General features: G+C 70.8%; 17 protein-coding genes and 1 pseudogene. 11 read left to right on the forward strand and 7 right to left on the reverse strand.

The window, feature by feature from the left end:
• Positions 1-40: 40 nt before the first annotated feature.
• On the forward strand, positions 41-517 hold the full coding sequence (locus tag SVTN_RS36730) for a hemerythrin domain-containing protein (RefSeq protein WP_041132944.1): 477 nt from the start codon (positions 41-43) through the stop codon (positions 515-517).
• Positions 518-573: 56 nt separating this feature from the next.
• Here SVTN_RS36730 and SVTN_RS36735 read toward each other — a convergent pair whose 3' ends face one another.
• The 4 genes from SVTN_RS36735 to SVTN_RS36750 form a co-directional block, all read right to left on the reverse strand.
• A complete protein-coding gene (locus tag SVTN_RS36735) occupies positions 574-1,914 on the reverse strand; it encodes a jacalin-like lectin (RefSeq protein WP_041132945.1) in 1,341 nt (446 codons plus the stop codon).
• Positions 1,915-2,002: 88 nt separating this feature from the next.
• Positions 2,003-4,150: a glycoside hydrolase family 9 protein gene (locus SVTN_RS36740; RefSeq protein WP_041132946.1), complete on the reverse strand. Its 2,148-nt coding sequence runs from the start codon at positions 4,148-4,150 to the stop codon at positions 2,003-2,005.
• Positions 4,151-4,369: 219 nt separating this feature from the next.
• The gene (locus tag SVTN_RS36745) at positions 4,370-5,650 is read right to left on the reverse strand and encodes a glycoside hydrolase family 6 protein (RefSeq protein WP_041132947.1); all 1,281 of its coding nucleotides are present in this window, start codon (positions 5,648-5,650) and stop codon (positions 4,370-4,372) included.
• Positions 5,651-5,744: 94 nt separating this feature from the next.
• Entirely contained in the window at positions 5,745-6,710 is a 966-nt protein-coding gene (locus tag SVTN_RS36750; protein ID WP_041132948.1) for a glycoside hydrolase family 6 protein, read from the reverse strand.
• A gap of 297 nt (positions 6,711-7,007) precedes the next feature.
• Here SVTN_RS36750 and SVTN_RS36755 point away from each other — a divergent pair, with 297 nt between their 5' ends.
• The 7 genes and pseudogenes from SVTN_RS36755 to SVTN_RS36780 all read left to right on the forward strand — a co-directional run bounded on the left by SVTN_RS36755 (position 7,008) and on the right by SVTN_RS36780 (position 14,373).
• Positions 7,008-8,021 carry a LacI family DNA-binding transcriptional regulator gene (locus SVTN_RS36755; RefSeq protein WP_052499522.1) on the forward strand — a complete coding sequence of 338 codons (1,014 nt, stop codon included), beginning with the start codon at positions 7,008-7,010 and terminating at the stop codon, positions 8,019-8,021.
• A pseudogene (locus SVTN_RS43955) lies at positions 8,022-8,105 on the forward strand (family 1 glycosylhydrolase); the annotation flags it as partial.
• Between the two features lie 304 nt (positions 8,106-8,409).
• Positions 8,410-9,411, forward strand: a complete 1,002-nt coding sequence (locus SVTN_RS36760) for an ABC transporter substrate-binding protein (protein ID WP_041132949.1) — start codon at positions 8,410-8,412, stop codon at positions 9,409-9,411.
• A gap of 67 nt (positions 9,412-9,478) precedes the next feature.
• The gene (locus SVTN_RS36765; RefSeq protein ID WP_078908653.1) at positions 9,479-11,056 is read left to right on the forward strand and encodes a sugar ABC transporter ATP-binding protein; all 1,578 of its coding nucleotides are present in this window, start codon (positions 9,479-9,481) and stop codon (positions 11,054-11,056) included.
• Positions 11,053-12,177: an ABC transporter permease gene (locus tag SVTN_RS36770; protein ID WP_041132950.1), complete on the forward strand. Its 1,125-nt coding sequence runs from the start codon at positions 11,053-11,055 to the stop codon at positions 12,175-12,177. Before SVTN_RS36765 ends, SVTN_RS36770 begins: the two co-directional genes overlap by 4 nt.
• The gene (gene yjfF, locus SVTN_RS36775; protein WP_052499523.1) at positions 12,174-13,181 is read left to right on the forward strand and encodes a galactofuranose ABC transporter, permease protein YjfF; all 1,008 of its coding nucleotides are present in this window, start codon (positions 12,174-12,176) and stop codon (positions 13,179-13,181) included. Before SVTN_RS36770 ends, yjfF begins: the two co-directional genes overlap by 4 nt.
• A 94-nt stretch (positions 13,182-13,275) precedes the next feature.
• Positions 13,276-14,373, forward strand: coding sequence for an aldose epimerase family protein (locus SVTN_RS36780; RefSeq protein WP_078908654.1), 1,098 nt, complete (start codon positions 13,276-13,278; stop codon positions 14,371-14,373).
• A gap of 80 nt (positions 14,374-14,453) precedes the next feature.
• Here the strand turns inward: SVTN_RS36780 and mmsB are convergent, their stop codons facing one another.
• From mmsB to chvE, 3 genes are read right to left on the reverse strand one after another with little or no spacing between them, the layout of a single operon-like run.
• Positions 14,454-15,698: a multiple monosaccharide ABC transporter permease gene (gene mmsB, locus SVTN_RS36785; protein ID WP_041132951.1), complete on the reverse strand. Its 1,245-nt coding sequence runs from the start codon at positions 15,696-15,698 to the stop codon at positions 14,454-14,456.
• Positions 15,695-17,284, reverse strand: a complete 1,590-nt coding sequence (mmsA, locus tag SVTN_RS36790) for a multiple monosaccharide ABC transporter ATP-binding protein (protein WP_041132952.1) — start codon at positions 17,282-17,284, stop codon at positions 15,695-15,697. The genes mmsB and mmsA overlap by 4 nt, the downstream gene beginning before the upstream one ends.
• Entirely contained in the window at positions 17,281-18,390 is a 1,110-nt protein-coding gene (gene chvE, locus SVTN_RS36795; RefSeq protein ID WP_041132953.1) for a multiple monosaccharide ABC transporter substrate-binding protein, read from the reverse strand. The genes mmsA and chvE overlap by 4 nt, the downstream gene beginning before the upstream one ends.
• Positions 18,391-18,617: 227 nt before the next feature.
• Between chvE and SVTN_RS36800 the strand changes: the two genes are divergently transcribed.
• The 3 genes from SVTN_RS36800 to araA all read left to right on the forward strand — a co-directional run bounded on the left by SVTN_RS36800 (position 18,618) and on the right by araA (position 23,393).
• Complete coding sequence (locus tag SVTN_RS36800; protein WP_041132954.1) at positions 18,618-19,664, forward strand: LacI family DNA-binding transcriptional regulator; 1,047 nt, start codon at positions 18,618-18,620, stop codon at positions 19,662-19,664.
• 436 nt (positions 19,665-20,100) lie between these two features.
• Positions 20,101-21,807: a ribulokinase gene (araB, locus tag SVTN_RS36805; protein ID WP_041132955.1), complete on the forward strand. Its 1,707-nt coding sequence runs from the start codon at positions 20,101-20,103 to the stop codon at positions 21,805-21,807.
• A 77-nt stretch (positions 21,808-21,884) separates the two neighbouring features.
• The gene (gene araA / locus SVTN_RS36810) at positions 21,885-23,393 is read left to right on the forward strand and encodes an L-arabinose isomerase (RefSeq protein ID WP_041132956.1); all 1,509 of its coding nucleotides are present in this window, start codon (positions 21,885-21,887) and stop codon (positions 23,391-23,393) included.
• Positions 23,394-23,417 lie beyond the last annotated feature (24 nt).

Consider the following 23,417-nt stretch of genomic DNA (forward strand, 5'->3'; position numbering starts at 1 on the left):
AACACCTGACGGGGTCAACACCTGACGAGGAGGCGCCCGCATGGACGCGATCGTGCTGCTGCGCGAGGACCACAAGACCGTCGAGAAACTGTTCAAGCGGTTCGAGAAGACCTCCGACGACGACACGGCCGAACGTCGCCGCATCGCCGACGAGGTGATCGAAGAGCTCACCGTCCACGCCTGGATCGAGGAGAAGTTCTTCTACCCCGCTGCCCGGGAAGCCGCACCGGACACGACGGACCACATCCTGGAAAGCATCGAGGAACACCACGCGGTGGTGTGGATGCTGTCGGAGATCAAGGGCATGGACCCGGGCGACGAACGCTTCAAAGCGAAGATGACCGTGCTGATGGAACAAGTCCGCCACCACGTCGAGGAAGAGGAGCAGGACTGGTTCCCAGAGGTCCGAAAGGCGATGGGCCGCAACAGGCTCACAGAGCTCGGCGGTGAGCTGGAGGCCGGGAAGAAGGAGGCACCGCGCGATCCGCTGGCCGTTCCCAGCGCCGATGCGAAGTGATCCGGTCACGGCGCCGACCGGAGCGGTGCCTCGGGGGCGGGTGGCGGTCGGTCGTGTCAGCGGCGGGTCTGGATGAAGCCGATCTTGTCGATCTCGTCGCCCGAGCGGCCGTGGAAGCCGGTGATCTGCCAGCCGGGAGGGGCGGTATGGGTGACGCAGTCGGAGGTCGGCGTGCCGCCTGCGAGGGTGCGGCCGAGGTTCGTGGTGAACCTGGCGTGGAAGATCCGGGTGCGGCCGTCCTTCTGGGCCCGGCACAAGTGCGCGGTCATGACGTACTCGCCGCTGCCGAGGGTGAGGGAGGCCGTGGTGCCTCCGGCGCCGCCGTGGGTGAGTGTCGTGCCGTTGTCCAGGGTGACGGCCAGCCGGTCGACCCGGGAGTCGGCGCTCAGGGTGATGGTGGTGGCGCGGGCGCCGGCGGCGACGCTGTCGATGTCGTTGAAGTGGTCGCCGTGCGGTCCGCCGAACTGCTCGCTCAGTCGGAAGTCCGGGTTGCGTGACCAGGAGAATCCCACCGTGACCGGGTCGTGGTCGGAGAGCATGAGTCCGTCGCCGGTGAGGAACGCGGCGTGCTCGTTGTCGTAGGAGGTGGCGTCCAGGGAGACGAGTCCGCTGCCGCGGTAGAGGACCTTGTCGACGACCTCGCAGGTGTTGGGCACGGTCGGCCGGGACTGGTCGCAGACGAGGGGCTCGCTGCCCTTGGCGGGCGGGGTGCCGCCGCGGATGAGCTCGACCCAGGCGTCGGTCAGGCCGTTGGCGGCGGCGAACTCGGCGATGGTGTCGCCGGCGCGGGTGTAGCGGGTGTTGGTGTCGCCCATGACGACGACCGCGTTGCCCGCCGAGTGGGTCGTGATGAAGGCGGTGAGTTGGTTCAGGTTGTCGGCGCGTGCCGCCAGGTCCCCGGCGTTCGTGCCCGCGTTGGTGTGGAGGTCGTAGAAGTCGACGTACACGCCCTCGGCGAGGCGCTGCCGGGCGAAGGTGAAGCCCTTGGGGGTCAGGCAGTCGCCGGAGTCGTACTGGCAGGAGTTCCAGCGGACCCGCTCGAAGTCGTCCGCGTCGTAGGGGGTCTTCGACAGCGTGTTGAGGCCGCTGCCGATGCCCGCCCCGCCGCTGGTGGGGGTGCGGTACGGGTGGGCGGTGTCGGCGGCGTAGAGGCGGGCGTGGTGGTTGAAGTCCTCCTGGACGTGGACGATGTCGTACGGCTCGATCCGTCGGCCGATCTCGGTCGTGGCGGGCTCGCGGGGCGTCGGCGCGCTGGAGATGCTGTCGGGCAGCCCGGCGACGTTGTAGGTGAGCACGCGGAACGTGCCCGAGTCGGCGGCCGTCGCCGGTGGCGCCGTCGCGGTGAGTCCGGCGAGTGCGGCTGCCGCCGCCGTCAGGCAGGCGAGGAGTCGGCGCATGGGGGCTCCTGGTGGTGGGGGTTCCGGCTGGGTACGGCGCCGGCCGGGACCGGGCGGGCGCTTCCGCCCGGTTCCGGCCGGACGCGGATCAGGCGCAGGCGCTCCCGTTGAGCGTGAAGGCCGTGGGGGAGGAATTCGAGCCTGTGTGGGTGCCCTGTACTCCGAAGTTCGCGCTCGCACCGGGGGCGATCGCCCGGTTCCAGTCGGCGTCGCGGGCGCTGACGGCGGTGCCGTTCTGGGTGACGGTGGCGTTCCAGGCGCTCGTGAGGCGCTGGCCGCCCGGGTAGGCCCAGGCCAGCTGCCAGCCGTCCACGGCCGTCGGGCCGGTGTTCTTGACGGTGACGGTCACGGTGAAGCCGGTGTTCCAGACGTTGTTCACCGTGTACGTCACCGCGCAGGCGGTGGTGGGCGGTTCGCCGCCGGTGGAGGTTCGCTCGGCGGCATAGGCGGCGAGCCAGGCCAGCGGGGCGTTCCAGTTGACCGCCACCTCGTTGGTCGAGTACGAGCCGATGTCGTCGATGTAGCAGGCGGCGGGCGCGCAGCCGGTCAGCTTCTCCTGCGCGACGGGGTCCTGGAGCGCGCTGTCGGGACCGCCCGCGAGCGACCCGGCCGGAGGGTGGGGCAGGGTGGCGTCCAACTGGTGGGCCCAGAAGCGGTGGTGCTGGTTCTGCGAGGACGTCTCGCCGTGGCCGGTCACGTACGACACGCCGAGGGCGTTGCGGCCGAGCAGGTAGTCCATGGTCTCCAGCGCGCCGGCGCGGTAGCGCCCGTCGCCCGTCAGCTCGCCGGCGACGGCCATGACGATCGCGTCGTCGGCGAGCTCGCCGTTCGAGCCCCAGAAGTATCCGTCCGCCGGGACGGGCACGGCGTAGCCCTGGGCTGCCATCCTGGACAGATAGCCGTCGGCGGCTGCCGTCACCGAGGCCTTGATCCGGTCCAGGTCGGACGCGGGCAGGCCGTTGGGGACGGTGGCCAGGACGAGCCGGCCGAGCGCGGCCGTGTCCGCCCAGCCGAAGCCGTACGGACTGAAGGCGTCGGCGGAGGTGTGCCAGGGCGAGGCGGTGACCGCGTCCCGGTAGGTGCTCTCGCCGGTCGTCGCGTACAGCTCGGCGGCCGCCCAGTAGAACTCGTCGGTGACCCGCGTGTCCTCGTAGGCGCCGCCGCCCGTGCTGTCCGAAGCCGGCGCGTACAGGGCGGGATTGGCCTGGGCCGCGGTCCAGGCCCGGCGGGCGGCCGACAGGCACCGGTCGGCGTACGCGGAGTCGTACGGACGGAAGACCCGGGCGCACTGCGCGGCGGCCGCCGCGAGGTTGAGGGTCGCCGCCGTGGACGGCCGGTGCAGCTCGCGGGGCTGCGCGTCCTGGTCGGGACGCAGCGGCATGCCGGTCCAGGCCGCGTCGTGGACCTTGTGGAAGGCCATGCCCGCGTACGGCCTTCCTTCGGACACCTGCATGCGCATCAGGAAGTCGAGCTCCCACCGCGCCTCGTCGAGGACGTCGGGCATTCCGTTGCCGCGTTCGGGGACGCGCAGGGTCGAGTCGCCCAGCGCGGCATCCCTGCCGGCCCGCTCGGCCCGCTCGAAGGAGTTGACGAGCAGCCAGGTGGAGATGCCGCCGTTGACCACGTACTTGCCCTGGTCGCCCGCGTCGTACCAGCCGCCCCTGACGTCCTGTCTGTAGTCGCACACGGTGGCCTGGCACGGTACGGAGGTGTCGCCCTGGTTGGGCGCGACGCCGAGGTGTCCGGCCGGGCGTGCGTAGGCGGAACCCACCAGGGCGGCGTCGATCGCGATGCCGCTGCGCTGGTGGTGGAAGAACGCCATCGAGTCGGAACGCAAGGTGTCGTAGAGGTCGGCGCGGATGTCGAAGGGTGCGCTGCCGGCGCCGTCCACGGACAGCACGTATCCCGACCCCGTGCTCCGGTACGAGGAGAAGTCGGCCACCTGGACGGACTGCCCGGAGGGGGTGTCCGCGCCGCGCGGGACGGTCGATCCGGAGGCGACCAAGGCGCCGGACGCGTTCCGCAGCTGCCAGGAGAGCGCCTGCGTCGCCGTGGTGACGATGGTGGCGCGCTTGGGTCCGTCGGGCAGGTAGCCGACCTGGTTGACGCGTACGGCCGTGGTCGCCGCCGTGGCGGCGGGGGCGCCGACGGCGGCCGGTGCGGTCGCGAGACCGCCGAGGAGGAGGGTGCCCGTCAGCAGGGCGGCGGAGAGACGTAACGGGCGAGAGGGTGGCATGTGCGGCTCCTGAATGAAGTGAGCATGTCAAGCAGTCTCGGTCCCCTCTTCGCTCCAGTAGTGGGAGCGCTCCCAAACGGCAAAGCGTCGAACAGCGGTCGAGGGGGCGGAGATCTGAGCGCAGATTATTGACGCCCGCCCATGCCGTCAACGGGATCGACGCGGTGGCCACGGGCGAGAGGCTTCCCGTGGCCGCCGCGGACGGGGGACGAGCGGAGCTCAGCGGTTGAAGGTCAGCCGCGGTGCCGCGTTGCGGGCCAGTGCGTGGGCCTGGTCGGACCACCACGTGCCGGCAGGTGGGTCGACGATGCCGTACTCGGGGTCGATCGTGCCGCCGGTGTTGCGGGTGCAGCTGCCGTCGGACTCGCCCGGGATCTTGATCCACAGGTAGGCGTCGACGAGCGGTACACCGGTGTCGGCGGTCGGGCGCGGGCCGAGGCCGCGGCCGGGCGCGTTGCACCAGATCTCCGGGTCGCCGGAGTACTTGCCGGGCTCCGGGGCCCAGGCGCCCAGGCCGTTGCGGCTGGTGTCGATGACGAAGTGGTGCAGTGCGTCGTTCGACGGGGTGCCCACGCTCTGGTCGAACCAGGCGTCGGTCCAGTGCCAGGTGGCGGGGTCGGCGGAGTCGACCGCGTTGCCCGGGACGCCGTCGTTGGGCGCGGCGGCCGAGTAGTACTGGGTGGCGCACCAGTCGGTGTGGCCGCGGGCGTACTCGGGCCCTTCGGTGGCGAACCACATGCACTTGGCTATCCAGGTGCCGTAGCGCGCGTTGTGGTCGGTGGGGTGGGTGTTGGACACGTTGAGGGAGAAGCCGTCGCTGTCCTGGACGCCGGCGTCGAGCAGCCGCCGCGCCATGTCGCCCACGGGCCGCCACAGGACGTTGCCCGCGTCGAGGTAGGCCGCGGTGCGGGCCTTGGACTTGATGGTCCTGACCGCGTACGCGAGGTCGGCGACGCGGGCCGCCGTGAGTTCGCCGGTCGGGTCCACGCCCGGCCCGCAGTCGCTGGGGAGGAGGGCGAGGCCGTCGGGCTCGACCACGACGACGGCCTTGCTGTCGCCGATACCGGCGGCGAAGGCGTCGATCCACTGCCGGTAGGCGGCGGAGGAGGCGGCTCCGCCGCTGGAGTACTGGGAGCAGTCCCGGCCCGGCACGTTGTAGGCGACCAGGACGGGGGTCCGGTTCACCGCCCGGGCCTTGCGGACCAGGCTTCTCACCTTCGCCCGGACTTCGTCGGGCGTGCCCTCGGTGAACCACTCGGCCTGCGGCCAGCTCGCGAGCTTGGCCATGTTCACGGCGTTCGTGAAGTCGCCGCTCCTGAGGTCGGTGAGTGCCTGCTCGGCGGCCTTGCTGTGCGGGTCCACGTAGAACTTCGTGGCCGGGGTGAGCGTGTCCGCGGCGGCTGCGGCCTGAGCCTGACCCTGCGTCGCGGTGAGGGCGGCACAGGCCGCGAGTGCCGCGAGGGCGGCGGTCGCACGGCGCCGTAGGCTGCGTGGCTTCATGAGGGCTCCTGGTCGGAGGGACGGGGGTGAGGGGGCTGGTGGTACCTGTGGCCCGGTCGCGGGGCGGCGGACACCGGGCCACAGGAGTCGGATGTCAGTAGCCGTAGATCATCTTGTAGGCGACCTCCGGGAGGAACTGGCCGGCCGTGGAACCGGTCCCGACGCCGCAGTTGCCGTCGGACTCGCCCGGGGCTTTGATCCACAGCAGCATCTCGGCGCCGCCACCCAGCTGGGTGGGCGTGCCGATGCGGCGGCCGGCGGCGTTGCACCACTCGCCGTTGGCGCCGTTGCCGTTGCGGCTGGTGTCGACGACGAACGGCTTGGTGTAGCCGTAGCGGGCGGCCAGTTCGCTGTTGACGGCGTTGCCGTAGGCGGTGTTCTGGGCGGTGGTGTAGTAGTTCGAGATGTTGAGGGAGAAGCCGTGCGCCTGTCGGAGCCCGGCTTCGTGGAGGCGCTGGGCCATCGTCGCCGCGCTCACCCAGCCGGGGTTGCCGGCGTCGAGGTAGACCCAGGTGTTGGGGGCCTGACGGTTGAACTCGGCGAGGGCGCCGCTGATCATGCCCTGACGCTCGCGGATCTGGTCCTGGTTCATGCATCCGTAGTCCGCGAGGGAGTCCGGTTCGAGGACGACGACGGCCGGGCGGTCGGCGATTCCACCGGCGAACTGGGCGATCCAGCTCGCGTAGGCGGACGGGGAGGCGGCGCCGCCTCCGGACTGCCCGCCGCAGTAGTCGCGGTGGTAGATGTTGTACGCGACCAGGACGGGCAGCTTGTCCCGGTAGTCCGCGGCCCCGACGTACGCGCCCGTGGCGGTGCCGATGGTGCCGCTCCAGGAGCCGAACCAGTGGGCCATGGGGGTGTTGGCGAGGGACGCGCTGATGGCGGGCGCCCGGCCGTCACCCGGGTTGGCGGCGACCCACTGCTTCGCGCTCGAGTTCGGATCCACGTAGAACCCGCTGGTCATGGTGGTCGGATCGGCCGCGTGGGCGGACGGCGCGACGGCGAGCGCCAACGGCAGCGCGAGGAAGGCTGCCGCGAGGGTGCGGATTCGGCGGCGCATGGCGGTACCTCGATTCCTGACGGGGGACGCGCCGCACGCTCTCGTCCCGAGCGGGCGGCGCACTGAGGAAGTGCGGTGGTACGACACCTCTGGAGGTGGGAGCGCTCCCACTGGAAGCGGTCCCAGTGCATGCTTCGACTTCCCTGAGGTGTGGCCGTATCGTGTGATGCCCTGTTGAGCCTGTCAAGTGGGCCAGTTTGACCGGCACTTCACATGACGGTGAGAAGGCTTTACAGTCCTGCAACTGGAAGCGCTTCCACCCTTCCAGGCGTTCAGGTCGCGACAGGAGGGCGGATCATGGCCGAAGAGGTGCCGCGACGGCAGTCGACCCTTGACGAGGTGGCCGAACTGGCCGGAGTCTCGAGGTCGGTCGCCTCCCGTGTGCTCAACAACGCCCCGCACGTCAGCCGCGCCAAACGGGAGGCGGTCGAACGGGCCGTCCACCAGCTCGGTTACGTTCCCCATCCGACCGCCCGCGCGCTGGCGACCCGTCAGACCGGTGCGGCCGCCCTGGTCGTCTCGGGAGAGGATCCGTCGATCTTCGCGGACCCGTTCTTCGCCCAGGTGATCGTGGGCGCCTCGGCCGCGCTGGAGGACGCCGACCTGCACCTGATGCTGTGTCTGGCCGCCTCCGACCGGGGGCGCCGGCGCGTGGAGCAGCTCCTCCGGTCCAAGGGGGCCGACGGGGTGATGCTGATGGCGCTGCGCGAGGACGATCCGCTGGCCCGTATGGCGGAAGAGGCGGAGATCCCCGTGGTGTTCGGCGGGCGACCGGTCGGTCTGGACCCGCGGTGGTACGTGGACGTCGACAACCTCGGAGGGGCGCGCGCGGCGACGGAGCACCTGATCTCGCTCGGCCGGACCCGGGTCGCGACGATCTGCGGACGGCTGGACACCGAGGTGGGACGTGCCCGCTACCGCGGTTACCAGGACGCCATGCTGGCGGCCGGACTCGAACCGTGTCCACCGGAGGCCGGTGACTTCACCGAGCCGAGCGGAGCGGCCGCCATGGCCGTACTGCTGGCGCGGCACCCGGACCTGGACGGAGTGTTCGCCGCCAACGACAACATGGGGGCGGGAGCGTTGCGCACGCTGCGCGATGCCGGCCGGCGCGTCCCCGCCGACGTCGCCGTGATCGGCTTCGACGACCTGGCCGTGGCCCGGATCGCCGATCCGCCGCTGACCACGGTGCACCAGCCCATAGAGGGTCTCGGTCGCGAGATGGCGCGCATGCTCGTCGCGCTCGTCAACGGGCAGAACCCCACCCCATTGATCCTTCCCACGCGCCTGGTCACCCGCGCCAGCGCCTGACGGGGCGACCTCGCCGCGGTCCACCGGGCCATCGCCGACGGCGCCGACGTGCGCGGCTACTTCCTCTGGTCCCTGCTCGACAACGAACTCCGCACGCGGTGGGGGTCATCGCGCACGGAATGACGACCATGAGTGTTAACGCTCACAACCTTTAGGTCGATGTTCCCTGTCGGGTCGCATCAAGAACGGGTAACAACCGTACAGGCCCTTGAGTTACAACTCTGTTAGCGCTCACAATGTGTCGCATTCGCCGGCTCGCGATCGTCGGGGCCGACGCTTCGTCCTGCCCCACCCGGCCTCAACCACCCCTGCGCAGCCACGCCTTCACCGGGCCCATCTCCTTCAGGGCTCCGCCTGGTACGACGCACGTCCCGAGAGGAACCACGACATGGCCCACAGAGCCCTCCGCATCATCACCGCCGCCGTCCTGGCCGGCGGTGTGCTGACCGCCTGCACCACCGAGCCCGCGACCACCGGCACCACCGGCGGCACCGGCAAGGGCTCCTCCGACGGCAAGCTGGTGCTCGGGTTCGCCCAGGTGGGAGCCGAGAGCGGCTGGCGCACCGCCAACACCAAGTCCGTGCGCGACGCGGCCGAGAAGGCGGGCATCGAGCTGAAGTTCTCCGACGCGCAGCAGAAGCAGGAGAACCAGATCAAGGCGATCCGCACCTTCATCCAGCAGAAGGTGGACGTCATCGCCTTCTCGCCGGTGGTGGAGTCCGGCTGGGACACCGTCCTGAAGGAGGCCAAGAACGCCGGCATCCCCGTGATCCTCACCGACCGGGCGGTCGACTCGCAGGACACCTCCCTCTACCGGACCTTCCTCGGCTCCGACTTCGTCAAGGAGGGGCAGGAGGCCGGCAAGTGGCTCGTGAAGGAGTACGGGGGAACCTCCGCGCCGGTCAACATCGTCGAGCTCCAGGGCACGACCGGCTCCGCCCCCGCCAACGACCGCAAGGCGGGCTTCGCCGAGGCGATCAAGGGCGACCCCAAGTTCAAGGTCGTCGCCTCCCAGACGGGTGACTTCACCCGCGCCAAGGGCAAGGAGGTCATGCAGGCCTTCCTCAAGTCCCACGAGGACATCGACGTCCTGTACGCCCACAACGACGACATGGCCCTGGGCGCCATCCAGGCCATCGAGGAGGCGGGCAAGAAGCCGGGCACCGACATCAAGGTGATCTCCGTCGACGGCATCAAGGACGCCTTCGTCGCCATGAAGGAGAAGAAGATCAACGTGGTGGTCGAGTGCAACCCGCTCCTCGGCGACCAGCTGATGGAACTCGCCAAGAAGGTCGCGGCCGGCGAGGACGTGCCGCGACGGGTCGAGACCAAGGAGGGCGTCTTCACGCAGGACCAGGCCGCCGCCGCCCTGCCCGGCCGCCAGTACTGACCCACCGCCCGCACGCACCGGGGGCGGCCCTCGCGCCGCCCCCGGACCCCTCAGGAGAGGAGGGCGGATGGCAGCCCCACCCACCCCCCGCACACCCACCCCCGGCACACCGGCCTCCACCGGCCGGCCCGTCCTGGAAGCCCGTGGCATCCGCAAGGCCTTCCCCGGCGTCCTCGCCCTCGACGGCGTGGACCTGCGCCTCCACCCCGGCGAGGTCCACGCGCTGATGGGCGAGAACGGCGCCGGCAAGTCCACCCTCATCAAGGTGCTCACCGGGGTCCACCCGCCCGACGCGGGAACCGTCACCATCGACGGGGACCAGCGGCGGTTCTCCGAACCCCTGGAGGCCCAGCACGCCGGAATCAGCACGGTCTACCAGGAGGTGAACCTGTGCCCCAACCTCTCCGTCGCCGAGAACATCCTCATCGGCCGTGAGCCCCGGCGCCTGGGACTCGTCCACTGGAAGGCCCTCCACGCGCGCGCCGAGCAGCTCATCACCGAGCTCGAACTCGACCTCGACGTCCGCGCGCCGCTGAGCGCGCACTCGATCGCCGTGCAACAGCTCGTCGCGATCGTGCGCGCCGTGGACGTCCAGGCGAAGGTCCTCGTCCTCGACGAGCCCACCTCCAGCCTCGACCGCGACGAGGTCGCCCAGCTCTTCACGCTCGTACGCCGGCTCCGCGACCGGGGCGTCGCGATCCTCTTCGTGACCCACTTCCTCGACCAGGTCTTCGACCTGTGCGACCGGGTCACCGTCCTGCGCAACGGCCGCCTCGAAGGCGAGTACCGGATCGACGAGCTGACGCCCGTCACCCTCGTCCACCGCATGGTCGGCGGCGAACTCCGCACCCTGGACGAGCTCGCCGAGACCTCCCAGACCGGCACCGCCACCACCGGCGACCGGACGGACGTCCCCTTCCTGAGCGCCGCCGGACTCGGCAGGGCCGGGTCCATCCAGCCGTACGACCTCGACATCCACCGCGGCGAGGTCATCGGCCTCGCCGGACTCCTCGGCTCGGGACGCACGGAGGCGGCCCGGCTCCTCTTCGGCGCCGACCACGCCGACGAGGGCGAGCTGCGGATCCACGGCGAACCCACCGCGCTGCGCTCCCCGCGCACCGCCATCGCCCACAAGATCGCCTTCTGTTCCGAGAACCGCAAGGCCGAGGGCCTCATCGGCGAACTCACCGTCCGCGAGAACATCGTGCTCGCCCTCCAGGCCGCGCGCGGCTGGACCAAACCCCTCTCCCGCGCCCGGCAGGACGAGATCGCCGCCCGGTGGATCGAGGTCCTCGACATCCGCCCGGCCGCCCCCGAGGCCCAGGTCCGCAACCTCAGCGGCGGCAACCAGCAGAAGGTGCTCCTCGCCCGGTGGCTGCTCACCGATCCCGAGCTGCTCATCCTGGACGAACCCACCCGGGGCATCGACATCGGCGCGAAGACGGAGATCCAGCGCCTGGTGACCCGACTCGCCGCGGAGGGCACGGCGGTCCTCTACATCTCCGCCGAGCTGGAGGAAGTCCTGCGGCTGAGCCACCGGGTCGGCGTCCTGCGCGACCACCGCCTCGTCGCCACCCTCCCCAACGACACGACCCTGACGCCCGACCGCATCCTGGGCACCATCGCCACCGGAGCCACCTCATGACCCCACCTGACGACACCGGCGCCGGTACGCGCCCGGCCCGGGCGCCCGGCACCCGGCGGCTCACCGGACACCCCCTGTTCTGGCCCGCCGCCGTCCTCGCCGCCCTGTTGCTCGGAAACGTCGCGCTCACCCACGACTTCCTCGCCGTCCGCGTCCAGAACGGGCACCTGTACGGCAGCCTCGTCGACATCCTCCAGTTCGGCGCCCCGCTGATCCTCGTCTCGCTCGGCATGACGCTGGTCATCGCGACCCGGGGCATCGACCTCTCGGTCGGCTCGACGGTCGCCATCGCCGGAGCCCTCGCGTGCGAGCACATCGCCTCGGCGGCCGATCCCGGCAGCCTCTCCACCGTGTTCACCGCGATCGTGATCGCGCTCGGCGTCGCCGCCGCGATCGGCCTGCTCAACGGCTTCCTCGTCGCCCGCCTCGGCGTCCAGCCCATCGTCGCCACGCTGGTGCTCATGGTCGCCGGGCGGGGCGTGGCCCAGCTCATCACCGACGGTCAGATCATCAGCGTGTCCAGCCCCGCCTACAAGATGATCGGCGGCGGCTACTGGCTCACCCTCCCCTTCGCCGTCCTGCTCGCCGCCGCGCTCGTCGCCGTGACCTCCCTCGTCACCCGGCGGACCGCGCTCGGCATGCTCATCGAATCGGTGGGCGGCAACCCGGTGGCGAGCCGTCTCGTCGGCATCCGGGCGTCCGGACTCCTCGTCACCGTGTACGTGGTCAGCGCCCTGTGTGCCGCGGTGGCCGGCCTGATGATCAGCTCCAACGTGTCCAGCGCCGACGGCAACAACGCGGGCCTCTGGATCGAACTCGACGCGATCCTCGCCGTCGTCGTCGGCGGCACCGCCCTCACCGGCGGCCGCTTCTCCCTCGGCGGCACGGTCCTCGGCGCGCTGATCATCCAGACCCTCTCGACCACGATCTACACCCTCGGCGTACCGCCGGAGACCACCCTCGTGTTCAAGGCGCTGGTCGTCATCGTCGTCTGTCTCGTCCAGTCGCCCGCGTTCCGCGCGCGGCTCTCCCGCAAGCGCGGCAGGCGCGGACCGGTCGCACCGGTGCCGGCCCCCACCGCCGCCGACGTGACGGCCCGCCGGCAGGAGGTCCACCCGTGAGCACCACCCTCAGCTCCCTCACCAAGCCGCTCCAGCGGTTCTCGGTACGGCACGCCACCCGCCTCCCGCTCATCGTGACGGCCACCCTGCTGGTCGCGATGTTCTCGGTCGGCTCCCTGAACTACGAAGGCTTCTTCTCCGCGCAGGTCCTGCTCAACGTACTGATCGACAACGGCTTCCTGCTCGTCGTGGCGATCGGCATGACCTTCGTCATCCTCACCGGCGGCATCGACCTGTCCGTCGGCTCCATGGTGGCCCTCTCCACCATGCTGACGGCCTGGCTCGTCGAACAGAACGGCCTGCCGCTCGCCCTCGCGGTGCCCGTGGTCCTGCTCGTCGGCGCCGGCGGCGGCGCCCTCATGGGCTGGGTCATCCACGCCTTCGAGATCCAGCCGTTCATCGTCACCCTCGCGGGCATGTTCCTCGCCCGCGGCCTCTGCTACATGATCAGCACCGAGTCCATCTCCATCACGGACCCGACGACCACGCGGATCGCGCAGACCCGGGTGCTCCTGCCCGGCGGCCTGTTCGTCTCGCCCGCCGTGGTCATCGCCCTGGTGGTCCTGGCCGTCGCCTTCGTCGTCCTGCACCACACCCGCTTCGGCCGCACCGTCTACGCCCTGGGCGGCAACGAGTCCTCGACCCGCCTCATGGGCCTGCCCGTCGGACGCACCAAGATCGCGGTCTACGCCGTGAGCGGTCTGTGCTCCGCCCTCGGCGGCCTGCTGCTCACCTTCTACATGCTGTCCGGCTACGCCCTGCACGCCGTCGGCATGGAACTCGACGCCATCGCCGCCGTCGTCATCGGCGGGACGCTGCTCACCGGAGGGTCCGGCTTCGTCCTGGGCACCGCGCTGGGCGTGACCGTCCTCGGCCTGATCCAGACCATCATCAGCTTCCAGGGCACGCTCAGCTCGTGGTGGACGCGCATCGTCATCGGCGGCCTGCTGTTCGTCTTCATCCTCCTTCAGCGCCTCTTCGGCGGAGCCCGTACGGCGGAATGACCCGCCCCGGCCACCCATCGACCGCGCCCGGAACGGGGGCAGGGACTCCCTGCCCCCGTTCCGGGCTGCACCCCATTCCGGACAAGGAACTCCCATGAACCCGTCAACGCCCGCACCCGCATCGCCCGCCTCCGCAGCGCCCGCCTTCACCGGAGGACCGCCGGTCCGCGAACTCTGCCCGGACGCGGGGGAGCGCTGGACCTTCGGCTTCCCCGGCGGACTCACGGCGGAGGTGCACACCCGCGGCGCCCGCCTCCACGCACTGTGGGTGCCCGACCGCCACGGCACCCCGGCCGACGTCGTCCTCTCTCCCCGCGACCCGGCCCTCACGGCCACCACCGCCCGGTACTTCGGCTCCACCGTCGGCCGCTACGCCAACCGCATCGCGCACGGCCGCTTCTCCCTGGGGACGGAGACGTACCAGCTGACCACGCAGGAGGGCGGCCACAGCCTGCACGGCGGCACGGACGGCTTCGACACCCGGCTCTGGGAAGCCGAGAGCGTGCACACCCCCGAGTGGACCGGCGTGCTCCTGCACCTGCGCAGCCCCGACGGCGACCAGGGCTTCCCGGGCAACCTCGACGTCACCGTCAGCTGTCTCGTCGGCCGCGAGGACGAACTCGCCTTCTCGTACGCGGCGGTCACCGACGCTCCCACCCCGGTCAACCTCACCAACCACGCCTACTTCAACCTGGAGGGAGAGGGCTCCGGCGACATCCTCGGCCACGAACTGGCCGTCGACGCCTCCCACTACACCCCGGTCGACGCGGATCTCATCCCCTCCGGCGACCATCTCCCCGTCGCCGGAACCGCGTTCGACCTCCGCCGACCGCTCGGGATCGCCGAGGCCCTCGCACGGCCCGGCGCGGACGGCGGGTACGACCACAACTTCGTCCTGAGCCCGCGCGCCGACGGCGCCCTCCGCCGCGCCGCCGTCCTCCACGCGCCGGCCACCGGCCGCCGCATGGAGGTGCTCACCACGGAGCCCGGCATCCAGGTCTACAGCGCGGGGCAGTTCGACGGCACGGTCCTCGGCAAGAGCGGTACGCCGTACCGCGCGGGCGCCGGGATCGCCCTGGAGACCCAGCACTTCCCCGACTCCCCGAACCGCCCCGACGACCCGTCGACGGTGCTGCTCCCCGGTGAGGAGTACCGGTCGAGGACGGTCCTGCGGTTCCGTACCAGCGCCTGAACCCTTGCCCCGTACACACGACATGGCTGTGCCCGCCGGTGGGGAGGTACCGGCGGGGCCAGCCATGTCCAGGGCGGCTGTCAGGCGCCCGCCCTGCGCTTGTTCCAGACGTCGAAGCCGACCGCCGCGAGCAGCACCAGGCCCTTGATGACCTGCTGCCAGTCGGTGCCCACCCCGACGAGGTTCATGCCGTTGTTGAGCACGCCGAGGACCAGGCCGCCGATGATCGCGCCCAGGACGGTCCCGACGCCACCGCTCATCGACGCCCCGCCGATGAACGCGGCGGCGATGGCCTCCAGTTCGAAGTTCACGCCCGCCTTCGGCGAGGCCGCGTTGAAGCGCGCCGCGAAGACGAGCCCGGCGAGCGCCGCGAGCATTCCCATGTTGAGGAACACCGCGAAGGTGACCTTCTTGTCCTTGACCCCGGACAGCTTCGCGGCGGGCAGGTTCCCCCCGATCGCGTACACGTGGCGGCCGATGACCGCGTTGCGCATCACGTAGCCGAAGCCGACCAGCAGCGCGGCCAGGATCAGGAGGACCACGGGGGCGCCCTTGTAGCTGGCGAGCAGCAGGGTCGTGACCAGGACGGCGGCGACCAGCGCCGTCACCTTCAGCGCGAACAGGCCGGTGGGGAGCGTCTCCAGGGCGAACTCGCGCTGACGGCGGCGGTCCCGCACCTCCTGGAAGACCACGTAGGCGATCAGTCCCAGGCCGAGGAGCAGGGTCAGGTTGTGGTAGTTGGTCTGCGGTCCCATCTCCGGCAGGAAGCCGTTGGCGACCTTCTGTAGCCCGTTCGGGAACGGGCCGAGCGTCTGCCCCTTGAGGAAGATCTCCGTGAGCCCGCGGAACAGCAGCATGCCGGCGAGGGTCACGATGAACGACGGTATGCCGACGTACGCGACGAAGAAGCCCTGCAGCGCGCCGGCGACGGCTCCGAGGAGCAGGGCGAGGAGCACCGCGACGGGCCAGGAGACGTGGTGCTCGACCATGAGCACCGCCCCGATGCCACCCACCAGGGCCGCCAGCGAGCCCACCGACAGGTCGATGTGCCCGGAGATGATGACGATCATCATGCCGATGGCCAGGATGAGGATGTAGCTGTTCTGCAGCACCAGGTTGGAGACGTTGCGCGGCAGCAGGAGGTCGCCGCCCGTCCAGACCTGGAACAGGAGCACGATCAGGCCGAGCGCGAAGAGCATCCCGTACTGGCGCATGTTCCGCCGGACGCCGTCCAGGAGCACCCGGGCCACCGATGCCCCGGCGGACGGGGACCCGCTGCCCGGGGGCGCCGGGACGGTCGTTTTCGTGCTGACGTCGGTGCTCATGCCTGGTGTCCTTCAGTGGAGGCGGCGCCTGCGGTGACCGCCGTCGGTGCGGGGGAGTCCTGCGTCATGTGCCGCATCAGCACTTCCTGGGTGGCGTCCTCGCGGGTGACTTCGCCGGTCAGCCGTCCGGCGGCCATGGTGTAGATGCGGTCGCACATGCCGAGCAGTTCGGGCAGCTCGGAGGAGATGAAGAGGATCGCCTTGCCCTCGGCGGCGAGCCGGTCGATCACGGTGTAGATCTCGAACTTGGCTCCCACGTCGACTCCGCGGGTGGGCTCGTCGAGGATGAGGACGTCCGGTCCGGCGAGGATCCACTTGCTGAGGACGACCTTCTGCTGGTTGCCGCCGGAAAGGCGGCCGACCGGTTCGAGGACGTTCGGCGCCTTGATGTTCATGGTCCGCCGGTACCGTTCGGCCACCTTGCGTTCCTCGTGCCCGTCGACGATCCCGCGGCGGGCGAGGGCGCCGAGGGACGCGAGCGAGATGTTCCGGCTCACGGAGTCCCCGAGGTCGAGACCGTAGTGCTTGCGGTCCTCGGTGACGTACGCGATGCCGTGGGCGACCGCCTCGGGAACCGTACGGGTCCGTACCTCACGGCCGTCCCTGAGCACCGTGCCCCGCTCGTAGTGGCCGTAGGAACGGCCGAAGACGCTCATGGCGAGTTCGGTCCGGCCGGCCCCCATGAGTCCCGCCACGCCGACGATCTCCCCGCGGCGGACCCGGAGCGAGACGCCGTCGACGACCTTGCGGCCGCGGTCCAGCGGGTGACGTACGGTCCAGTCCCGGACCTCCAGGACGGGTTCGGCGCCGACCGGGCCCTCGTACGGCGTGCGGTCGGGGAAACGGCTGTCGAGGTCCCGGCCCACCATGCCGCGGATGATGCGTTCCTCGGTGGTGGCGGGGTCCCTGACGTCGAGGGTCTCGATGGAGCGCCCGTCGCGCAGGATGGTGACGGAGTCGGCGATCCCGGCGATCTCGTTCAGCTTGTGCGAGATGATGATCGAGGTGATGCCCTGGCTCTTCAGCTCCCGCATCAGCCGCAGCAGCTTCGCGCTGTCCTCGTCGTTGAGCGCCGCGGTGGGCTCGTCGAGGATCAGCAGGCGGACGTCCTTCGCCAGCGCCTTCGCGATCTCCACGAGCTGCTGCTTGCCGACACCGATGTCGGCGACCCGGGTCTCGGGGTGCTCGTCGAGCCCGACCCGCCTGAGCAGTTCGGAAGCACGGCGCAGCGCCTCGTGCCAGTCGATGATCCCCCGCCGGGAGGGCTCGTTGCCGAGGAAGATGTTCTCGGCGATCGACAGGTAGGGAACGAGCGCGAGCTCCTGGTGGATGATGACGATGCCGCGCTGCTCACTGGCCCTGATGTCCTTGAACCGGCACGGCTCGCCGTCGAAGAGGATCTCGCCCTCGTAGGTCCCGTGCGGGTGGACGCCGGACAGGACCTTCATGAGCGTCGACTTGCCGGCACCGTTCTCCCCGCACAGGGCGTGCACCTCGCCGCGCTCCACGGACAGGGTCACCTCGGACAGCGCCCTGACTCCGGGGAAGGTCTTGACGATGGACCGCATCTGGAGGATGGGCGTCATCGCAGTTCCCCGGCGTCGATGTAGCCGGAGTCGACCAGGACCTTCTTGTAGTTGGACTTGTCGACGCTCACCGGGTCGAGCAGGAAGGCCGGGACGACCTTCTTGCCGTTGTCGTAGGTGGTGTCGTCGTTGATCTCGGGCTTCTTGCCGGCGAGGACGGCGGTCACCATGTCGGCGGCGACCTGCGCGAGTGCGCGGGTGTCCTTGTAGACGGTCTGCGTCTGCTGGCCCGCGATGATCGACTTCACGGAGGCGACCTCCGCGTCCTGGCCGGTGACGACCGGCAGCGGCTTGGCGGCGCTGCCGTAGTCGTCGGACTTCAGGGCGGAGAGGATGCCGATGGAGATGCCGTCGTAGGGGGACAGCACGGCGTCGACCCGGGCGGTGGAGTACGAGGAGGTCAGCAGGTCGTCCATGCGCTTCTGCGCCGTTCCGCCGTCCCAGCGCAGCGTGGTGACCTGGTTGAGCCGGGTCTGACCGGAGCGCACGACCAGCTGCTTCTTGTCGAGGTAGGGCTTCAGCACCTTCATGGCGCCGTCGAAGAAGTACTTGGTGTTGTTGTCGTCGTTCGACCCGGCGAACAGCTCGATGTTGAAGGGGCCCTTCTTCGAGCCGGCCTTGAGTCCCAGCTTCTCGACGATGTACGTGGCCTGGAGCTCGCCGACCTTCTCGTTGTCGAAGGAGGCGTAGTAGTCGACGTGCGGGGCGCCCAGGATGAGCCGGTCGTAGGAGATCACCGGGATGTGGGCGTCCGCCGCCTGCTGGAGGACGTTGGACAGCGCCTCGCCGTTGATCGGGGCCACGACCAGGGCGTCGACACCTTGGGTGATCATGTTCTCGATCTGGGCGACCTGCTGGTCGGCGTTGTCCTCCCCGTACTGCAGGGTCGTGGAGAAGCCGGCCTTCTTCAGGCTCGCGGTCATGTTCCGGCCGTCGGCGATCCACCTCTCGGAGGACTTGGTGGGCATGGCGATGCCGATGGTGAGGTCCTTCTTGTCCTTCGACTCCTGGCTGCCGCCCTCGCTGTTCTGCCCGCAGGCGGTCAGGAGCAGGGCGCAGCCGGTGGTCACGGCCAGGAGGGCGGATACGGATCGGAACTTCTTCATGGGCGTTACCTGGCAATCCCGTCATCGAGGGCGGCTCCGACCGGGGACGGGCTCGACGGCGGCGCGTGTCCTCGCACCACCGGGACGGCACCGTTCCGGCTGGGTGACCAGGGCGTCGGCGCCCCGGTCGAGCTAGATTGTTAGCGCTCACAACGGCGTGATACAAGAGGCGCTAAGGTTTTTCTCGTATCGATACACAGCCGTAAGCAGGGAGAAGGGAGGCGAACGTGGCGCATCCCGCGGAAGACGTCCGCCCGCCGACGATGGCCGACGTCGCACGAGAGGCGGGGGTCTCCCATCAGACCGTCTCCCGGGTGCTGAGCGGTCACCCCAACGTGCGCGCGGCCACCCGCGAGCAGGTCACCCTGGCCATCGAGCGGCTCGGCTACCGCCGCAACTCCGCCGCACGCGCCCTGGTGACGCGCCGTACGAGGACGCTGGGCGTCATCGCCGTCAACACCGCCCTGTACGGCCCTGCCAGCACCCTGACCGGCCTGGAGGAGGCGGCCCGGGAGGAGGGCTACCTCGTCTCGACCGTCAGCCTGCGCACCGGATCGGGCCAGGGCCTCAAGGACGCCATCGACCACCTCGCGGCCTGGGGCGTGGAGGGCGTCGTCGCCATCACCCCGCAGCGCTCGCACGTGCAGGCGCTCGCCGAACTGGACGCACCCTTCCCCGTGGTCACCGTGGAGGGCGGTCATCAGCTCGACCTGCCCGGCGTCTCCCTCGACCAGGAACTCGGCGCCCGCATGGTCACCGAGCACCTGCTCGCCGCCGGGCACAGCAACGTCTGGCACGTGGCGGGTCCCGACGACTGGCTGGAGAGCGAGGCCCGCACGGCGGGATGGCGCGCCGTCCTGGAGGAGAGCGGCATCCGGCCCCCGCGCGTACTGACGGGGGACTGGAGCCCGCTGTCCGGGTACCGGGCGGGACAGGAACTCGCGGGGCTCGCCCTGGCCCGCCGCGGGGCGACACCGGTCACGGCGGTCTTCGTCGCCAACGACCAGATGGCGCTCGGCGTCCTGCGGGCGCTGCGCGAGGGCGGGATCCGCACCCCCGCGCAGGTGGCCGTCGCCGGCTTCGACGACATCCCGGAGGCCGAGTTCTTCCCTCCGCCGCTGACGACGGTCCGCCAGGACTTCGCCGCCATCGGGCGCCGGAGCATCGGGCTCCTGGTGGACCACATCGAGGGTCGCGCCCGGAAGGCCGAGCACCTCCTGGTGGAGCCGCAGCTCATCATGCGGGCGAGCACGCGCCCTCCGAGCGAAGCCTGACGGGCGGGGCGGCTCTCGCCCCCGCCTTCCGACCGCCGGTGGCGGGCCCCCTGTCGGCCGTCGGTGGGCTGGTGTCGGCCGGTGGCCGGTGGCCGGTGGCCGGTGGCCGGTAGCCGGTAGCCGGTAGCCGGCTGGTGTCTGGTGTCTGGTGTCTGGTGTCCGGCGGCGCACGCGTGTCGGTGCGCCGCGCCGGACACCGGCCGGCCGACCGCTCCACCCCGCCGGTCGCCATGCCCCTCTCCGCGACCGTCCCACCTCATGCCGGACCGGTCGCGGCTCCGGGGGCTGCGCGGCGTGTAGGTGAGCGCTCACTTCAGGAGCTTGATTTCTTGCCGAATGTTCGACAGAACTACCCGCCACTCTTGTCCAACCCAATTGTGAGCGTTAACAATCAGGGTGCTCCTCTGGCCCTGCTCATGACGAGAGAGACCGCATAGTGACCACACACGCCCTTTCCGACCCCGCAGCCCGTCACCATCCCGAGGCCTGCACCATCGGAGTCGACTTCGGCACCCTCTCCGGGCGCGCCGTCGTGGTCAGGGTCCGGGACGGCGCCGAACTCGGTTCGGCGGTCCACGAGTACCGCCACGCCGTCATCGAGGACCGCCTCCCCTCCACCGGCGCCCCCCTGCGCCCCGACTGGGCCCTGCAGCACCCCGAGGACTGGCGCGACGTCCTGCGTACCGCCGTTCCGGCGGCGGTCGCCGACGCCGGGGTCGACCCCGCCCGCGTCATCGGCATCGCCACCGACTTCACCGCCTGCACGGTCCTGCCGACGACCCCGGACGGCACCCCGCTCGCCCTGATGCCCGAGTGGGCCGACCGCCCGCACGCCTGGCCCAAACTGTGGAAGCACCACGCGGCCCAGGAGCAGGCCGACCGCATCAACGCCCTCGCCCACGCCCGCGGCGAGAAGTGGATCGCACGGTACGGCGGCAAGATCTCCGCCGAGTGGCAGTACGCGAAGGCCCTGCAGGTCCTGGAGGAGGACCCCGCCGTCTACGACGCCTGCGCCCGCTGGATCGAGGCCGCCGACTGGATCGTCTGGCAGCTGACCGGCACCGAGTCCCGCAACACCTGCACCGCCGGCTACAAGGGCATCCACCAGGACGGTGCCTACCCCTCGCCCGACTTTCTGGCGGGGCTCCACCCGGACTTCGCCGACTTCCCCGCCACGCGCCTGGAACACCCGCTTTCCCCCCTGGGCTCCCGGGCCGGTGGGCTGAGCTCCCAGGCCGCTCACTGGACCGGCCTCCCCGAGGGCATCGCCGTCGCCGTCGGCAACGTCGACGCCCACGTGGCCGCGCCCGCGGCGGGCGCCGTCGAGAACGGGCGGATGCTCGCCATCATGGGCACCTCCACCTGCCACGTCCTCAACGGCGCCGCCCTCGCCGAAGTCCCCGGCATCTGCGGGGTCGTGGACGGAGGCATCGTCGAGGGCGCCTACGGCTACGAAGCCGGCCAGAGCGCGGTCGGTGACATCTTCGCCTGGTGGCTCCGGCAGGGCGTACCGGAGGGCTATCGCACCGAGGCGCGGGTCTCGGGCGAGGACCTCCACCAGCTCCTGACCCGCAAGGCCGCCGACCAGCCGGTCGGCGCGCACGGCCTGGTCGCCCTGGACTGGATGAACGGCAACCGTTCCCCCCTGGTCGACCACCACCTCTCCGGAGTCATCGCCGGCCTCACCCTCGACACCCGGCCCGAAGACGTCTACCGGGCCCTGCTCGAATCCACCGCCTACGGCACCCGGCTGATCGTCGAGGCCTTCGAGGAGGGCGGGATCCCCGTCGAGGAGTTCATCGTCACCGGAGGCCTGAAGAAGAACGCGCTGCTCATGCAGATCTACGCCGACGTGCTCCGCCGCCCCGTCTCCCTCGGCACCTCCGAACAGGGGCCGGCGCTCGGCTCGGCCATTCACGCCGCCGTCGCCGCGGGCGCCTACCCCGACGTCCGATCCGCCGCCTCCGTCATGGGAAGCGTCCAGCGCCAGGCGTACGTGCCCGACCCGGCACGGGCGGACGCCTACGACGCGCTGTTCGGCGAGTACCGCGCCCTGCACGAGCACTTCGGCACCGGCGCGGACCTCCTCCTGCACCGCCTGCGACGGATCCGCAACACCGCGCGGGTTGCCGCCACCGACTGACCAGGGCGCCTCCCCGCCCCCAGCCTCCCCATCGGCCCGACCTCTCCGCCCGAGCACCTCCGAGGAGCACACCCGACATGACGCTCGCCCAGCCCGACCGCGAGATCTGGTTTCTCACCGGCAGTCAGTCCCTCTACGGCGACGACACCCTGGCCCAGGTCGCCGACCAGTCCCGCGCCATCTGCGACACCCTCGCCGGCCAGCCCCAGATGACCGTCCGCCTGGTGTGGAAGCCGGTCCTCACCGACGCGGCCGCCATCCGCGCGGTCTGCCTGGAGGCCAACGCCGACGACCGCTGCATCGGCCTGATCGCCTGGATGCACACCTTCTCGCCGGCCAAGATGTGGATCGCCGGCCTCGACGCCCTGAGCAAGCCCTTGCTGCACCTGCACACCCAGGCCAACCGCCAACTGCCCTGGTCCACCATCGACATGGACTTCATGAACCTGAACCAGGCCGCCCACGGCGACCGCGAGTTCGGCTTCGTCCAGACCCGCCTCGGCGTCCCGCGCAAGACCGTGGCCGGCCACGTCTCCACCCCCGACGTCGTCGACCGCATCGCCGGATGGGCCCGCGCGGCCGTCGGCCGATCCGAACTCACCACCCTCAAACTCGCCCGGTTCGGCGACAACATGCGCGACGTCGCCGTCACCGAAGGCGACAAGGTCGAGGCACAGCTGCGGTTCGGGGTCTCGGTCAACACGTACGGCGTCAACGACCTCGTCGCCGCGGTCGACGCCACCCCCGACGACACCGTCAACGCCCTCGTCAAGGAGTACCAGGACCTCTACGCCCTCGCGCCCGAGCTGCGGCCCGGCGGCGAGCGCCACGAATCCCTGCGCTACGCCGCCCGCATCGAAGCCGGCCTGCGCACCTTCCTCACCGAAGGCGGGTTCCGCGCCTTCACCACCAACTTCGAGGACCTCGGCGGCCTGCGCCAGCTGCCCGGCCTCGCCGTGCAGCGCCTGATGGCGGACGGTTACGGCTTCGGCGGCGAAGGAGACTGGAAGACCTCCACCCTGCTGCGCACACTGAAGGCGATGGCCCACGGCCTGCCCGGCGGCACCTCCTTCATGGAGGACTACACCTACGACCTCACGCCCGGTCAGGAACTCATCCTCGGCGCCCACATGCTCGAGGTCTGCCCCTCGCTCACGACGGCGACGCCCGCCTGCGAGATCCACCCGCTCGGCATCGGCGGACGCGAAGACCCGGTCCGCCTCGTCTTCGACGCGGACCCCGGTCCGGCCGTCGTCGTCGGTCTCGCCGACATGGGAGACCGGTTCCGCCTCGTCGCCAACCACATCGACGTCGTCGCCCCGCCCGAGCCGCTTCCCCGGCTCCCCGTCGCCCGCGCCGTCTGGCGCCCCCGCCCCGACCTCCGTACCTCGACCGAGGCCTGGCTGACGGCCGGAGCACCGCACCACACCGTCCTGACCACCGCTCTCGGCGGCGAGGAGCTCGAAGACCTCGCCGAGATGCTCCGGACCGAACTCGCCGTCATCGACGAGGACACCACCATCCGGCGCTTCACGCGCGAGCTGCGCTGGAACCAGGCCTACCACCGTCTGGCCCAGAGCCTGTGAACACCCCCGCCGCCACCGCCTCCA

Origin of the sequence: Streptomyces vietnamensis (genome assembly GCF_000830005.1) — a bacterium.
In the GTDB taxonomy this organism is placed as follows: Bacteria; Actinomycetota; Actinomycetes; order Streptomycetales; family Streptomycetaceae; genus Streptomyces; species Streptomyces vietnamensis.

What these genes read in the sequence shown, in the direction of transcription:
- SVTN_RS36730 (WP_041132944.1), top strand. Translation starts at nt 41, where the DNA reads ATGGACGCGATCGTGCTGCTGCGCGAGGACCACAAGACCGTCGAGAAA.
- SVTN_RS36735 (WP_041132945.1), bottom strand. Translation starts at nt 1,914, where the DNA reads ATGCGCCGACTCCTCGCCTGCCTGACGGCGGCGGCAGCCGCACTCGCC.
- SVTN_RS36740 (WP_041132946.1), bottom strand. Translation starts at nt 4,150, where the DNA reads ATGCCACCCTCTCGCCCGTTACGTCTCTCCGCCGCCCTGCTGACGGGC.
- SVTN_RS36745 (WP_041132947.1), bottom strand. Translation starts at nt 5,650, where the DNA reads ATGAAGCCACGCAGCCTACGGCGCCGTGCGACCGCCGCCCTCGCGGCA.
- SVTN_RS36750 (WP_041132948.1), bottom strand. Translation starts at nt 6,710, where the DNA reads ATGCGCCGCCGAATCCGCACCCTCGCGGCAGCCTTCCTCGCGCTGCCG.
- SVTN_RS36755 (WP_052499522.1), top strand. Translation starts at nt 7,008, where the DNA reads ATGGCCGAAGAGGTGCCGCGACGGCAGTCGACCCTTGACGAGGTGGCC.
- SVTN_RS36760 (WP_041132949.1), top strand. Translation starts at nt 8,410, where the DNA reads ATGGCCCACAGAGCCCTCCGCATCATCACCGCCGCCGTCCTGGCCGGC.
- SVTN_RS36765 (WP_078908653.1), top strand. Translation starts at nt 9,479, where the DNA reads ATGGCAGCCCCACCCACCCCCCGCACACCCACCCCCGGCACACCGGCC.
- SVTN_RS36770 (WP_041132950.1), top strand. Translation starts at nt 11,053, where the DNA reads ATGACCCCACCTGACGACACCGGCGCCGGTACGCGCCCGGCCCGGGCG.
- SVTN_RS36780 (WP_078908654.1), top strand. Translation starts at nt 13,276, where the DNA reads ATGAACCCGTCAACGCCCGCACCCGCATCGCCCGCCTCCGCAGCGCCC.
- mmsB (WP_041132951.1), bottom strand. Translation starts at nt 15,698, where the DNA reads ATGAGCACCGACGTCAGCACGAAAACGACCGTCCCGGCGCCCCCGGGC.
- mmsA (WP_041132952.1), bottom strand. Translation starts at nt 17,284, where the DNA reads ATGACGCCCATCCTCCAGATGCGGTCCATCGTCAAGACCTTCCCCGGA.
- chvE (WP_041132953.1), bottom strand. Translation starts at nt 18,390, where the DNA reads ATGAAGAAGTTCCGATCCGTATCCGCCCTCCTGGCCGTGACCACCGGC.
- araA (WP_041132956.1), top strand. Translation starts at nt 21,885, where the DNA reads ATGACGCTCGCCCAGCCCGACCGCGAGATCTGGTTTCTCACCGGCAGT.